This is a genomic window from Nitrincola tibetensis (assembly GCF_003284585.1).
Classification (GTDB): Bacteria; Pseudomonadota; Gammaproteobacteria; order Pseudomonadales; family Balneatricaceae; genus Nitrincola; species Nitrincola tibetensis.
In genome coordinates, this window is the sequence record NZ_QKRX01000001.1 from 400,748 (window position 1) to 414,999 (window position 14,252).

Annotated in this window: 14 protein-coding genes and 1 riboswitch; of the genes, 3 read left to right on the top strand and 11 right to left on the bottom strand. The window is 50.5% G+C overall.

The window, feature by feature from the left end:
* Positions 1–25: 25 nt before the first annotated feature.
* The 11 genes from DN062_RS01905 to cbiB form a co-directional block, all read right to left on the bottom strand.
* Positions 26–1,492, bottom strand: coding sequence for a cobyric acid synthase (locus DN062_RS01905; protein WP_112157000.1), 1,467 nt, complete (start codon positions 1,490–1,492; stop codon positions 26–28).
* Complete coding sequence (cobO, locus tag DN062_RS01910) at positions 1,492–2,103, bottom strand: cob(I)yrinic acid a,c-diamide adenosyltransferase (RefSeq protein WP_112157002.1); 612 nt, start codon at positions 2,101–2,103, stop codon at positions 1,492–1,494. Before cobO ends, DN062_RS01905 begins: the two co-directional genes overlap by 1 nt.
* 22 nt (positions 2,104–2,125) lie before the next feature.
* Positions 2,126–3,439: a cobyrinic acid a,c-diamide synthase CobB gene (locus tag DN062_RS01915; protein WP_112157004.1), complete on the bottom strand. Its 1,314-nt coding sequence runs from the start codon at positions 3,437–3,439 to the stop codon at positions 2,126–2,128.
* Positions 3,440–3,442: 3 nt separating this feature from the next.
* The gene (locus DN062_RS01920; protein WP_112157005.1) at positions 3,443–4,210 is read right to left on the bottom strand and encodes an ABC transporter ATP-binding protein; all 768 of its coding nucleotides are present in this window, start codon (positions 4,208–4,210) and stop codon (positions 3,443–3,445) included.
* Positions 4,210–5,217 (bottom strand): FecCD family ABC transporter permease, encoded by a 1,008-nt coding sequence (locus tag DN062_RS01925; RefSeq protein WP_239995655.1) that lies wholly within the window; start codon positions 5,215–5,217, stop codon positions 4,210–4,212. The genes DN062_RS01920 and DN062_RS01925 overlap by 1 nt, the downstream gene beginning before the upstream one ends.
* Positions 5,201–6,100 (bottom strand): cobalamin-binding protein, encoded by a 900-nt coding sequence (locus DN062_RS01930; protein ID WP_112157007.1) that lies wholly within the window; start codon positions 6,098–6,100, stop codon positions 5,201–5,203. Before DN062_RS01930 ends, DN062_RS01925 begins: the two co-directional genes overlap by 17 nt.
* Before the next feature lie 18 nt (positions 6,101–6,118).
* Positions 6,119–7,936 carry a TonB-dependent receptor domain-containing protein gene (locus tag DN062_RS01935; protein WP_112157009.1) on the bottom strand — a complete coding sequence of 606 codons (1,818 nt, stop codon included), beginning with the start codon at positions 7,934–7,936 and terminating at the stop codon, positions 6,119–6,121.
* A 116-nt stretch (positions 7,937–8,052) separates the two neighbouring features.
* A riboswitch (cobalamin riboswitch) is annotated at positions 8,053–8,263 on the bottom strand.
* 114 nt (positions 8,264–8,377) lie between these two features.
* Complete coding sequence (locus DN062_RS01940) at positions 8,378–8,821, bottom strand: bifunctional adenosylcobinamide kinase/adenosylcobinamide-phosphate guanylyltransferase (RefSeq protein ID WP_239995656.1); 444 nt, start codon at positions 8,819–8,821, stop codon at positions 8,378–8,380.
* Between the two features lies 1 nt (position 8,822).
* The gene (locus DN062_RS01945) at positions 8,823–9,356 is read right to left on the bottom strand and encodes a bifunctional adenosylcobinamide kinase/adenosylcobinamide-phosphate guanylyltransferase (RefSeq protein ID WP_162301231.1); all 534 of its coding nucleotides are present in this window, start codon (positions 9,354–9,356) and stop codon (positions 8,823–8,825) included.
* Positions 9,353–10,453 carry a threonine-phosphate decarboxylase CobD gene (gene cobD / locus DN062_RS01950; RefSeq protein ID WP_162301232.1) on the bottom strand — a complete coding sequence of 367 codons (1,101 nt, stop codon included), beginning with the start codon at positions 10,451–10,453 and terminating at the stop codon, positions 9,353–9,355. The genes DN062_RS01945 and cobD overlap by 4 nt, the downstream gene beginning before the upstream one ends.
* A complete protein-coding gene (gene cbiB / locus DN062_RS01955) occupies positions 10,450–11,430 on the bottom strand; it encodes an adenosylcobinamide-phosphate synthase CbiB (protein WP_112157015.1) in 981 nt (326 codons plus the stop codon). Before cbiB ends, cobD begins: the two co-directional genes overlap by 4 nt.
* 167 nt (positions 11,431–11,597) lie before the next feature.
* Here cbiB and cobT point away from each other — a divergent pair, with 167 nt between their 5' ends.
* Genes cobT through DN062_RS01970 form a run of 3 tightly spaced genes read left to right on the top strand, consistent with a single transcriptional unit; the run spans position 11,598 to position 13,923 of the window.
* A complete protein-coding gene (gene cobT, locus DN062_RS01960; protein ID WP_239995657.1) occupies positions 11,598–12,653 on the top strand; it encodes a nicotinate-nucleotide--dimethylbenzimidazole phosphoribosyltransferase in 1,056 nt (351 codons plus the stop codon).
* Positions 12,650–13,417 (top strand): adenosylcobinamide-GDP ribazoletransferase, encoded by a 768-nt coding sequence (gene cobS, locus DN062_RS01965; protein WP_112157017.1) that lies wholly within the window; start codon positions 12,650–12,652, stop codon positions 13,415–13,417. Before cobT ends, cobS begins: the two co-directional genes overlap by 4 nt.
* 2 nt (positions 13,418–13,419) lie before the next feature.
* Positions 13,420–13,923: a histidine phosphatase family protein gene (locus DN062_RS01970; RefSeq protein WP_112157019.1), complete on the top strand. Its 504-nt coding sequence runs from the start codon at positions 13,420–13,422 to the stop codon at positions 13,921–13,923.
* The last annotated feature ends 329 nt before the right edge of the window (positions 13,924–14,252 follow it).

Sequence of the window (14,252 nt, forward strand, 5' to 3'; positions counted from 1 at the left end):
AGGTCAATTTTTCACTAGGTTGTGTTTAAATCAACTTCAAATGGCGCAATAACGCACGTGTGTCGAGGTGGCTCTCGATCATATCGGCGAGTCGATCTAACGAGGCTTCTCGGTGACAGGTGTAATCGGTAGTCGTTTGAGCAGCAGTGATACCAAAATAGGTCAGAAATGTGCTTAAGGCTTCTGCCTGTTCGAAGATTCCGTGCATATAGGTGCCGAGTATCAGTCCATCGTCACTGATTGCGCCGTCAGATCCACAGTCTGAATGAGTCAAAGGCCGAGAAAGCGCGCTACCTTCACTCCTTCCCATGTGGATTTCATAACCACTAAAGGCGGCGGTTTTTCCTATCCTGTTTAGGTCACAGAGTTGCCCTTGTTGTTGACGCAGCACTTTGCGAGCTTCTAAATGTGTGGTGAAGGGAAGGAGATTCAGGCCGTGGCTGCTACCGGGTTGCCCCTCAAAACCCTCTGGATCATGGATGCTAGACCCTAACATTTGAAAGCCACCGCAGATCCCCATGACTTTGCCGCCATAACGAAGATGTTTACGCAGGTGCTCAGGCCAGTTTTGTTCGATTAGCCAAGCTAAATCTTGGCGAGTATTTTTAGTGCCTGGCAGAATAATGACGTCGGCAGAGGGGATAGGCTCGTCTTTACCGACAAAGATCAACTCAACTTGAGGGTGCAAGCGCAGAGGATCAAAGTCATTATGATTGCTCATTCTAGGCAAACGTGGAACCACAACTTTAAGCGCGCCTGCCTGATGCTCTCCTGCATGAGCGACACTGTCTTCTGCATCAAGAAGCAGGCCTTGCAGGTAAGGTAACACGCCGTAGACAGGCTTTTGGCTATACTCCTGCAGCCAGTCGGTTCCAGATGTCAGGAGTTGAGGATCACCGCGAAAGCGATTAATGATAAACCCTTGGGTGCGTGCTTGTTCAGACGGGGAAAGCAAGGCGAGGGTACCCACCAGTTGTGCAAAAACACCGCCTCGATCGATATCGCCCACCAAAATTACCGTACAATCGATCGCTTCAGCAAAGCCCATGTTGGCAATATCACCTGCGCGAAGATTAATTTCGGCAGGGCTGCCAGCGCCTTCAGCAATCACAATATCGTACCGTTGAGCTAATGCCTCCCAAGCCGCGAGCACGACGTCTTTGGCCGTACGTTTAAAGGCGTGATAATCCATCGCGTCCATGTTGCCATAGACCTGTCCTCGTAAAATAACCTGGGCTCCTCGATCACTCTGTGGCTTTAGCAACACGGGGTTCATATCGCTGTGTGGTACGAGACCGCAGGCCAAGGCTTGCAGTGCAGTGGAGCGTCCGATTTCACCACCATCACAGGTAACGGCACTGTTTAATGCCATGTTCTGTGGCTTAAATGGGGCAACATTGACGCCTTGACGCACCAACCACCGACACAAAGCGGCAACCACCGTGCTTTTGCCAGCATCAGAGGTGGTGCCTTGGATCATCAAAGTGGTCATCAGAGTTCGATGCCTTTTTGGGCTTTGATCCCTTGGTCTTTAAAGGCATGCTTAACAACCGTCATCTCCGTCACCGTATCGGCAAGTTCGACCAATGCGCTTGGGGCGTTGCGACCTGTGACAATCACATGCTGGTGGCTCGGACGATTGTGTATATCGTCGAGTACCTGCTCAAGGTCTAAGTAGTTATAGCGCAGGGCAATGTTCAGCTCATCCAGTAGAATAAATTCATAGGTTGGATCACGCAGCATCGACTGAGTGATTTTCCAGGCGGCTTCTGCGGCGGCGATGTCGCGTTCCAGACTTTTCGTTTCCCAAGTATAACCTTCGCCCATCACGTGATAGTCAACACCAACCTGTTGACGAAAAAATGCCTCTTCGCCTGTTTGAAAAGCCCCTTTAATAAATTGCACCACACCGGTTTTCATACCATGGCCTAGCGCTCTGGCCAGCATGCCAAAGCCCGAGCTGCTTTTACCTTTTCCAGGGCCCGTGAGCACCAATAGCAGCCCCTGCTCATTTTGGGCATTGGCAATGCGCGCGCGCATCAGTTCTTGTTTACGCGCCATGCGTTTGGCATGACGTTCAGGATCTCGCGATAAAGTGGTCATGGATGCATCTCCCAAATGTATGTCAAAAACACGTCTGTTGATTAAACATATCGGCAACCAACGCGGGTGCTGATGGAAAGTAACCGTGAAAATAACTGGCGATTAATGAACCTTGTCGATAAATGGGCTCGGCTTCAGTACCCGCCTGAATACGCGCACGGCACACTGGCTGTCGTTTTGTGTCAAAGATTGAGTGGTGATAGGTGTGGCCACGCAACTCGCCCAGCGATGTTTGCACGTATTGTAGCCCTATGGCTTGCAGTTTGGGCTGCATTAGTGCCTGCCCATCGAGTAGATTGAGTAGGGAGTGATTTTCACCCTCAATATCTCTGAGTTGCGACGCGCAGTACATAAGCCCACCGCACTCAGCGAGAATGGGTTTGTTGGCTTGGTGATGAGCCTTTATGGCATCACGCATCTGGGTGTTTTCAGCTAAACGGGCGGCATGCAGCTCAGGATAGCCACCGGGTAACCAAAGGGCATCGGCGTCTGGCAGTTCTGTGTCAGTGAGCGGTGAGAAGAAACGTAGCTCGGCCCCCATTTCCCTTAACGCGTCTAGATTGGCGCGATAAATAAAGGCAAAGGCGGTATCACGGGCAATAGCAATGCGCTTTCCTTCTAAATAGTGGGGCAGAGGCGCTGGACGGTAACCGGATAAGGTCACGCTTTTTGGCAACTGATCAAGGCCCTGATCCTTTAAGAGTTGAGCGGCTTTGTCCAGTTGTGCATCCAAATCACCAAGCTCAGAGGCTTGAATAATCCCTAAGTGACGATCAGGAATTGACATGGCCTCATGTCGAGGCACTGCACCCAGTAAGCGCAGGTTAGAGGGCAAGGCAGATTTCAAAATGTCCGTATGGCGTTGGCTGCCGACTCGGTTGGCAATCACATCATAAATGGGGAGGTCTGGATCAAACTGAGCCAAGCCTTGTGCGACGGCGGCAAAGGTTTGTGCCATGCCCCAGGCATCAATCACGGGCAGGGCAGGAATGCCGGCCAGTTTGGCAAGATCGGCGCTCGAAGGTGGGCCGTCAAACAATCCCATAGAGCCTTCAACTAGAATAACATCGGCGTCCATAGCCGCTTCAACTAAGCGCCAACGGCACTCTTCTTCTCCTGTCATCCAAGGATGCAGTTGGTAAACAGGCTGGCCTGACGCCAGCTCTTGCAGCATTGGGTCTAGATAATCAGGCCCGTGTTTAAATACTCTAACTTTACGTCCTGCATTGCGATGTAGCCGTGCTAAGGCCGCCGTAATCATGGATTTTCCCTGACCTGAGCCAGGCGCGGTAATTAATGCAGCGGGTCGGTTAAGGGTTAACAGTTGATCATGCATGCGTTATCTCGCTGGAATAAAAAAAGGTTTGCCGTCGATCCAGGCCGTTTGGAGACGTTGATTAAACAGCGTTTCTAAAGCGCTTGGCTGCAGCATGGAGGCAACATCTCCCCAGCAGGCCTGGCCGTTAGGGTAAAGTAATAGAATGTGCGTACACCAACGTGCCGCCAAGTTGAGGTCATGTAAACACATCACCAGTGTTTTGCCTTGCGCCGCTTGTTGGGCCATAAGCTCAAGTGTTGCCACTTGGTGATGAAGGTCTAGGTGATTAGTGGGCTCGTCGGCCAGCCAAATCGCGGGGTTTTGTGTCATCAAGGTGGCAATGGAAACCCGCTGTCTTTCACCTCCAGATAAGGTACTCACCAGTCGGTCGGCAAGGTGATCAATATCAAGTGCCACCAGCGCTTCCAAGGTGAGTTCTATGTCATCTGCAGACTCCATTTGCCAAGGCGACAGAAATGGATGGCGTCCCATTAAGGCCGTTTCCATCACCGTAGCCGGAAAATCATCGTGCCTTTCTTGAAAGACGAGACCGAGTTGCTGGGCAATGGCGCGGCGTTTATAGGTGTGTAGTGGGCGTTGATTAAGATGAATATGTCCTGCACGAGGTGCACGTAGCCCAGCCAGTGTCTGTAAAAATGTGGTTTTGCCCGCACCATTGGGCCCTAATACGCCCCATATTTGCCCCGCCTCCATGCAAAAGCTTAGCGTATCTCCCTGGGCTCTGCCCGGCACGTCGATGGCCATGGCTTTAAGTTCAAGGTTGGCCATTAGCGCGTCCTATGCAACAGATACAGAAACATCGGCACACCTAATAAGGCCGTCAACACCCCGACCGGAAGTTGCTCGGGAGCAATTAAGGTGCGAGCGAAGGTATCGGCAATCGTCAGCAGCGTGCCGCCTGCAAGGGCAGAAGCGGGCAGGATCAGCCGTTGGTCATTGCCCAATACCAACCGCAGCATGTGCGGCACAATCAAACCAATAAAACCAATACTGCCTGCAGTGGTGACCGCAATTGCTGTCAGCAGGCTGGCCAGAAAAAAAATGGCCGCTTCTAAGGGTTTGACCGCCACACCTAAGGCCGCCGCTTGCAAAGGACCGCGGGCTAAGACGTTCAAACTACGCCCAAACGGGGTTAATACTGCACAAATGCAGATCAGTAATATCAAGGCTGGCCAAGGTGTTTGCGCATAGGACAGATCCCCCATTAACCAATAGAGCATGCCGGGTAAGCGCTGCGGTGGACTTAGAGCCAGCATCAAAGTGATGATGGCGCCCCACCCAGATGCAACTACAACCCCAGTGAGCAATAAGCGAGACGGTGTCCAACTGCCTGAACCATGAGCCAGACCAAACACCAGCAAGGTTGCGAGCAGAGCCCCTAAGAACGCAGATCCAGAGACTAATAAAGCCCCCAGTCCCAACAACATTGCACCCAAAGCACCGACTGCAGCCCCCCCGGATAATCCTAAGATGTAGGGATCTGCCAAGGGGTTGCGCAATAGGATTTGCATCAAGGCTCCTGCCACAGCCAACAGACCGCCCGTGGCAAATGCCGATAGGGTTCTAGGCAAGCGCAAGTCCAGTATCAAGGTGCGCTGTAAGGGGTCGCCTTGTCCAATCAGCACATTGATCACTTCGCGCAGGGGAAGGCCAGAGCTGCCTTGCGTCACTGAAAATAAAAGGGCCAGAGCCGACAGTAAAGCTAAGCTCAGCAAAGGAATCAGATACTGAGTATGAATGGAGCTGCCGACGGGCAATTTACTGACGTTTGGCACGGGCTTCGTCCAATGCTTGGCAGAAACGTTCTGCCCCTTGTAAAAGGCGCGGGGTCGGTCGTTGAATCAAAGAGGGCGGGATAAAGTATAAATTTTGATCGGCGGTTGCTTTTAAATGAGGGTATTGTTGCCAGTGATCGAGCCAGGCTTGGTTTTCTTCGCCCATGCCGCCGGCAAGTATTGCTTCGGGATTTGCACTTAAGATGGATTCAGTGTCTAAGCGCGGAATCATGCGTGGTAAATCGGCAAATACATTCTCGCCCCCGCAGAGTTCAATCACTTGGTGAATGAGGTGTTCATGGTTGACCGACATGATTGGGTCATTCCAAACTTGGTAAAAAACGCGAACGGGTGATGCATTTTGATAGCGTTGCTGTAAGCTGTTTATGCCTTCTTCAAACGCTTGAGCAACCTGTTGCCCGACGTCATCGCTTCCTGCCAAATGGGCTAAACGGAGTAAAGTGCTAGAAACATCGGCAAAACGACGTGGTTCTAAGTAAAAAACGTTGAGACCCAATGCCTCCAGTCGTTCCATCTGTTCAGCAGGATTTCCGGTTACCCACGCAATGACCAAGTCGGGCTGAAGAGCAAAGAGTTTTTCTATGTCTAAGCGAGTATGACTGCCAAGTGATTCCCGTTGTTGGGCTTCGAGAGGGTAGTCACTATAGGCAACAACGGCCACCACTTGATCGCCGCCACCCGCTGCAAACATCAGTTCTGTTGCACCGGGTGACAAGGTGGCAATGCGTTGAGCTGGGCGATCCAAACAGATTTGGCGACGCTTATCATCAACCACGCAGCGTGTTTGAGCGATCTCATCCGCCAGTAAGCTGGATGTTCCCAACAAACACGCGAACGCGGCTAAGATCCATTGATTTATCATGATAAGGTCGCCTTCTGATTACAGACCGCTGTAACTTAGAGTTAAAAATGCACTGCGTCCAGGATTCTTATAGTCCCAACCACCGAAGCCACGTGTCGTGACATAGTCTTTATCAAACAGGTTGTCGAGCGTGACGGTTGCTGACCATTCAGGCGCAAAGTTCCAGCGGCTTCTGAGGTTAACAAGGCCATACCCCGGCATCTTGTCAGACTCACGGCGTGCATTGTAACGGCTGTCTTGAGCAATTAAGGTACCGCCGACCGACCAGTCTCCCCAAGTGCGATCTGCATCAAAACGAACGCTTTTGGTAGTACGACGTTGCAGGCGTGTATCATCGGCACGATCGATGGGATCTGTTCCGGTAATGGCCGCTTTTAACATCCAGTCGGCCACCTCAGCCCCTAGGCTGAACTCGATGCCACGAATACGTGCGCGATCAATATTTTGGGGTGCCCATAAACCGGAAGGCAGGGGAGCCCAATTGATCAGGTTTTTATACTGCGCTTCGTAAACGGCGACATCCCAGAAAAACGTTGGGTATTGACCACGAAGCCCTATCTCGGTGGTATGGGAGGTTTCCGGCGCAAGATCAAGATTGCCGCTGCCTGGCCAGAAGAGATCATTGAACGTGGGTGCTCTAAAGGCGGTTCCATAACTGCCTCTTAGCGTGTGCTCGTGGTTGATCGCGTAACCCACGGCAAGGCCACCCGTCACCTTATCACCATAGACTTGGTTGTCATCAACGCGCAGATTGGTTTGCAGACTTAAAGGATTGAAGTCAAATAAACCTTGTGCGAAGACGGCATGGTTTTTTCGAGATTTTTCAGCGTAACTTGAAGTTTCGACTCTGTCTTTAAGGGTCTCTGCACCTAGGATAAACTCATGGGTATCCATCCAAAGCGTGTTTTCCCAACGCAGTTTATGGGTTTTGGTATTAAAGTTAGAACGACTGCCTTGATAGCTCGTGTTCTCATCCCTTGCTTCACTGAGTTGCACGCGAGACAGCCAATGCTCCGTGACCGGAATGCTGGCCGTTAGCCCTAGTACTTGAAGTCGGTAATCCGTGTTACCACCCACAAACTCGGTATTGCCTTGAGTGTGCATCATCAGAAGGCTGAGGTCTGCGCCTGAGTCAAAGCCTTGGCCAAGACGAGCCAAGACAGATGTATTGTCATAGCCTCTGCGTCCTTCGCCTTCTTTAATTTCGATGCCATCGGTTGTAAATTGATTGGCAACCAGCTGGTATCGTGTTGAGTTGTGTTGACCTGAAACACCTGCATTCACTTGATAAGAACCAAAGGAGCCGCCACCGACAGACAAGTTCACTTTTTGCGCTTGTGAGTTGGCTAAAAAGCCTTGTATAACACCACCGGCCGCATCAGCACCATAAAGGCCTCCGCGTGGCCCTCGCACAATTTCAAATCGTTCAAATAGATTTGGCGTTAGAAATTGCCATGAGGCGCCGCCTGAAGTGGCCGATTGAAGACGAATTCCATCAACCAATAACACGGTAGAATCAGAAGCCGCACCACGAGTGTAGACACTGGTCGTTTTACCGAATCCACCATTTGAACTGAAATCAACACCTGGCTGACCCTTGATAAGGTCTATGATGTCTTTAGGTTGTTGTAGACGAATTTGCTCTTCATCAATGACGGTGACAGATGCCAGTGTTTCATCCGCTGTTTTCGCGGAGAGGGTGGCCGTCACGATAATCGGATTAAAGCGAGTTTCTGAAGAGTCCAAAGAGGATATCGACTGAGCGAAGAGAGGAGCAGAAAAGCTCGATAGGCAAAGCAACGCCAAAGGCTTGATTGCAAAAACCGGTTTGTTCATGTGACAAGGTCTCGTCAAGTGTGCACACCCGCACAACTAATTATCGGGGAACTGCTGTCAGTGGGAGAAGAGAGGAGGGGCAAAGCAAGACCCTGCCCAATGATCGCCCACCGCAATCAGGCATAACATCACGGGCAGGTCTCCGGGCTGACAAGCAAAAGACTATGTCTTAGTCTTAAGGGGTGAGCTCACCTTCCCATACCGAAGTACAGTGGTTATTGAGGCACCTTAACTTGATCACCGTTGCGGGGGCAGCGTCAGATTTAAGCACTGACTTCCCTATTAATCCGAGAGCGAATCTACAGAACCTGTGAAAGGGCGAAGACTAGCATTTTGACCGTTTTTTCACAAGTTAAGGCCTTGGGTGTGGACTTCAATTCAAGGATGAATCGATATGATGAAAAGAAGATGGAATGAGGTTATGCAAACCTGTTAATTTTTTCACGGTTCAATCATCGTCTTAATCGGTCGGACCAATCCATTCCACGCATAAAACACCTCGTTGCAGCGCTCAGCGGCGTCTTGACTTAACCAGCCATTGAGATCACGAAGGGCTCGTTGCTTGGCCTCGATAGGGACAATTCCGCGTCCGATTTCCAGCATGATCAGGCAAACGGGTTGTTTAGAAATCTGTTCATGTGCCAGATAAGTGTCAAGCAGGTTTGCATACTTAGCCCTAAGTTGCTTAACATCATACGCACCGATTAAATCCGCCTCAATCCATCGCTCCCAGCCCTCGATCACCATGGGAGAAGGCGTGCTGGATTCTGGTGGCCAATCAGCCAGCCCGTCGCCTGAATACGCCGATATCCAGCGTGCGTTAGGGTAAAGCTGGCCAACAAAACGGCGTTTTCCCGAGCAGTATCCACCGATAATCAGTTTCACATTAACCTCCTTTCCAATAATACGCACATCCGCTAAGCATCTGTATGGCCTGATCCGCCTGAGCGGTGAGGCATTGATGCAGGGATTGTAGAAAATTCACATAGTTGAGCAGTTTGCACTCGGTTGGTGGCAGGCACTCATTAATATCATTGGAGACGACGATCAAGTGAATGTGTTGGTCTGCTAGGGCTTGGATAAATGCGCTCAATTGCTTGATGGCTTCCTCAAGGCTTAGATCGCTGGCAAACATCACTTGGCTGCTCCAAAGGGTCAGGCAATCCAGTAACAGGGTGCTGTTGGGTTGCAAGCGAGGCAAAATAGCGTTTAACGCAACGGGCTCTTCCAGTGTGATCCAAGCAGTTCCCCTATCCTGTTGATGCCAACGAATGCGTGCCTGCATTTCAGGCTCTTGAGGCGTGGCTGCCGTTGCTAAATAAAAAAGCGGACCGCCACGTGCTTGAGCATCCTGCTCGGCAAGCTGTTCGGCAAATCGACTTTTTCCCGAGCGCACCCCGCCTGAGATAAAGGTCATCATGATGAACCACTCCATTCGCGTAAGGCATTTAACAGCTGTGCATTGTCTGTACGTGAACGTATCGCAAAACGCAGTGCTGAGCCATTTAACCCTGCAAAGTTGTGAGTGTGACGAGCGAGTAAACCGCGTTGCAGTAGGAAAGGCAGCAAGGCATTTGAGTCGCGTTCGGCTGATGGAGGCTGCAATAGAAAAAAATTGGCTTGGGTTGGGGGAATAGAATAGTGTAACTCACGCAGTTGCGGTAACAGCCAGGCGTGCTCTTGTGTTAACCAATCGTGGGTAGCGGCTAAAAACTCACTGTCGTGCAGCAGATGGGGAACGATGTTGGCGGCAAAGGTATTCACACTCCACGGAATTTGTCGTTTTTTAAGCTGTGCGATGCATTCGGGGTTGGCCAGAATATAGCCGATTCTGAGCCCCGGTAAGGTGAACATCTTTGTTAAGGAGCGTAACAAAATCAAGGGTGTGTTTTCATCAAGATAGCGCGGCAACTGATTTTGTTCATGAGGGGCAAAGTCGATAAATGCCTCATCAACGATCAGTGTACAGTTGGTTTTTTTTGCCTGATCGATCCATTCTTCCATTTCCTCCATGCCAATAAGGATGCCCGTTGGGTTATTGGGTCGGGCGATAAACACCACATCCTGCGCCGCCATTTCGGCAAAAATAGCCTGCTTAGGCAAGTGGAAATCGGGCGTTGAAAGTTGTTTGATACTGGATGTTAGGCCGTAGTGATCGCAGGCTCGACGGTATTCAGCAAAGGTTGGCTCCAAAATCAAACTGCGCTTGCCCGCAAATAACGAGGCTGACAAAAAGATGGCCTCACTGCCGCCATTGGTTAAGCATACTTGCTCAGGTTGCACGCCTTCTGCCTGCGCGATGGCATTGATGGCATCTGTATAATTGGGATCTGGATATAAGGCTAGGGCGTCCAATTGCGAGTGAATAAACCGACTTAACCACGCCGGTGGCCCCAACGGGTTGAGGTTGGTACTAAAATCAATAACCTTATGCTCTTTGGGGAAGCCATAATAGGCCAGAATTGATTCTGACTGACCACCATGAGAAGGCCAGGGTGCTGTGCTTGAATGATTCATTGCAGAACCCATCCCAGCAAGCTGATTAAGGCAAAAAGCAGGGTAAAAACGATCCAAGCGCCATGCATCAGGCGAATGCTCTGTCCTATATGCACGGTTTGCAGTGGCTGGTTGTTTGCGCCAAGAATGGCTCGGTGAGAGGCGATGCCTTGATAATAATTGGTCCCACCAAGTTGCACGCCCAGTAAATTAGCCACCATGGCTTCTGGCCATCCTGAATTAGGGCTTGGATGCAGAGGGGCTTGCTGCCATGTGTGTCGCAGCGCATCCGTTGTGCGAACGCCTTGCAGCACGATGGCCGCGATCCAAAAACAAGCGGCTGTCAAACGAGCAGGTATCCAATTGGCTAAATCATCCAGCTTTGCTGAGGCATAGCCAAAGTCGGCATAGCGTTCGTTTTTATAGCCGACCATCGAGTCTAGGGTGTTAATGGCTTTATAACTCATTGCCAGGGGCGCGCCGCCTAAAAAGGCCCAGAACAGGGGAGCGGTGATGCCGTCGACGGTATTTTCGGCCAAGGTCTCCACCGTGCCACGAGTGATTTCGGCTTCATCCAATGTGTGAGTGTCGCGTCCTACAACATGGGATAAATAGGTACGTGCTAGGGTGAAGTCGCCTTGGCTCAGCGGCCGAGCAACGGCGAGTGCCGCATCCTTTAATCCTTTGATGGCAAGGCAAGACGACAGCAGCAGGATTTCAAGCAAAAGGCCTAATACAGTATGAAGGGAATACGCGAGCGCTAAGCATCCATAGGTGATTGCAAAGGTGCTCATCACAACTGTAGCGGTTAATAAAAAGCCATGGATACGTTGAGTTCGGGGGCTGCCACGGTTCCAACCTGTATCGAGTCGGCTTATTAACGAGCCCATAATTTGCACCGGATGCGGAAGACTTTTGGGATCGCCCAACACCAGATCCAAGAGAATAGCCATCAAAATGACGCAGAGTAAACCTAAACTTAAACTTGGAAGCAGCATGAAAGCGCCATTACCATCGGTTGTGAACAAGGGTTAATGAAGTCGGCCATCATAGCAAAAACAGGGCTTCCAAGTGCAGCTTTCATTAAAGCCTGTTCGCGGTTTTCTATTTGGCTGTGGTAATCTTCGCGCTTTAATGCATTGAATCGGCGTTTAAAGGAGCCAAGGTGAGTCAGATTGTTGAGAAGGGAAGGTTCAAACTCCCGCTGCTTTCAAATGAGTTGGATGCTGAGATCCAACACAAAATCGACATGAAAACCAAACCCCAAGGATCACTGGGTCGTTTAGAAACGTTAGCGGCTCAGGTTGCGCGTATTCAACAGACTCTGTCACCTTGCACTGATTCGGCCATGCACTTGGTGTTTGCCGCGGATCATGGTGTGTGTGAAGAGGGGGTGAGTCCTTTTCCACAGGAAGTGACGGCACAAATGGTGCTGAATTTCCTGCAAGGTGGCGCGGCCATTAATGTCTTTTGTCGCCACAATAAAGTCGGTCTTAAAGTGATTAATGCCGGAGTTAAAACGCCTTTGCCTGAGCATCCTGATTTGGTGTCGTGTCCGGTTGCACCGGGCACACGTAACTTTGCGCAAGAGTCGGCTATGTCGGCTGACGAAGTGGCACAATGTCTGCAAAAAGGGGCTGAGATGGTCGATTTTTGGGCAGCCGATGCGCAGGTGTTAAGTCTGGGTGAAATGGGCATCGGCAATACCACCACTGCCGCAGCACTACTGGCCGCGCTACTCGACATTCCGGCACAAGACATTGTTGGGGCGGGAACTGGGGCAAGCCCCGAGATGCAAGTGCATAAAGCACAGGTGATTCAAGCGGCACTTGAGCGTCATCAGACCCACCAACAAGCGCCTTTAGACGTTTTGCAATCGGTGGGTGGATTGGAAATTGCAATGATGACAGGGGCTTTTTTACGCGGTGCTGCCCTTAAAAAATTGCTCGTGGTCGATGGTTTTATTGCCACCAGCGCGTGGATGGTGGCCTACCAGCTATGCCCGACGATTCTCGACTACACGGTCTTTGCTCATCAAAGTCATGAGCAAGGGCATCAGCGTATTCTTTCACAGCTGGAAATCACGCCGTTGCTAGCGCTTGATATGCGCTTAGGGGAGGGTACAGGTGCCATTGCAGCGATTCCTCTCATCCGTTTAGCCACTGCCTTTTTTAACGAAATGGCATCCTTTGACGATGCAGGGGTTAGCCAGTCCGCATGAGCACTCTCTACAAGAGAAGCCTGATTCGCCAAGAGTGGCAAGCCTTTTGGTTGGCTGTAAGTTTCCTGACACGCATTCCGGTCTGGGTGAAAATTGACTACTCGCAAGGTTTGATGAACTCATCGAGTCTGTATTTTCCTCTGGTGGGGTTTTTACTTGGTGCGTTGAATCTGCTTGCGTTCAGTGTGCTGATCAGTCTGTTGCCTCTCACGGTCACTTTACTGCTGTTGCTGGTGTTGCATTTATGGATAACGGGTGCCTTTCATGAAGATGGTTTGGCCGACAGCCTCGATGCGTTTGGTGGTGGCTACACCCGCGAGAAGCGCCTAGAAATTATGAAGGACAGTCGTATAGGCACCTATGGCTCCGTTGCCCTGTTTTGTGTGCTGGCGTTAAAGTGGGCGACTTGGGTTGAGCTAGACAACTTAGCGATAGCACTGTTAATGGCGCCTGCCATTGCTCGCTTAACGCCTCTGTTTTTAATGCACTTTATGCCCTATGTCACAGCATCTGAGCAAAGCAAAACCAAGCCTGTTGCTGATTCTATGAGTCTAGGGCGGTTGGCCCTCGCCATCCTCGGCGTATTGCTTGTGGCGCTCATCGCCCAAGTGTTTTGGATAACTCTCTTTGCCATTGCGATTACCCTGCTGTGTTGGGGATACAGTCTGCATCGGAACTTAGGGGGTTATACAGGTGATACCCTTGGCGCCAGTGTCATTATTTCTGAGCTGGTGTTTTTACTCTTAATGCTGATTGGTCACTGAGTATGCGTTACTGGATAAGGCATGATCGACCCTTGTTATCGAGCCACCTGTGTTACGGCTGGCTCGATGTGCCCTTGGCCGTTCCCGTACAAGAGACCCTTGCCGAACTGCCCAACTTGCCAATACATCTGCCTATTTACACCAGCTCTTTGCAGCGATGCCGTTTATTGGCTGAAGCCCTGGCCGAAGGTAAGCAATCTATTCATTGCCTTGATGCGCTGCGAGAAATTCATTTTGGTCAGTGGGAGGGCATCGAATGGAATAAAATCAGTCGAGCTGAACTCGATGCTTGGGCCGAACAGCCTTATGCTTACTCCTTTCCAGAAGGGGAGTCGATCCCTGCATTTTTAGTCAGAGTTCAAACCCTGTTAGATGAACTTCCAAGTGAAGCCATCGTCGTCACCCATGCTGGTGTTATTCGTGCTGCCCTGCATTTTGTGAAACAGATCCCCCTTGAAGAGGCCTTTGCGACTCCGGTGGGGTATGGTCTGTGTCTTGAGTTTTGATGGTGAGTAGATTCATTGTAATCAGATTTCGAGCGGTTTCGCGCATATGCTCTAGTCTTCCTTCTAGTCGCCCTTCCAAACGCACATCAAGGCGTTCTTTTTTAACAAGATTTTCTAGGTTCTCGGCTAACATGTCTTTATCCTCTACCAAGCTGTTTAACGCATCCATGTTGATATCTGCTTTTAACCACTTCAGGTGTCGTTTTACCCACCGAGTTACAATTCTATCTATACGCTTTTTATCAGGATCTGCGTTAGTAATTGCCACTATTCGGTCAACAGCCTTTTGCAAACTAGACCAGCTATCACCTGCATTCTCTATGCTAAAC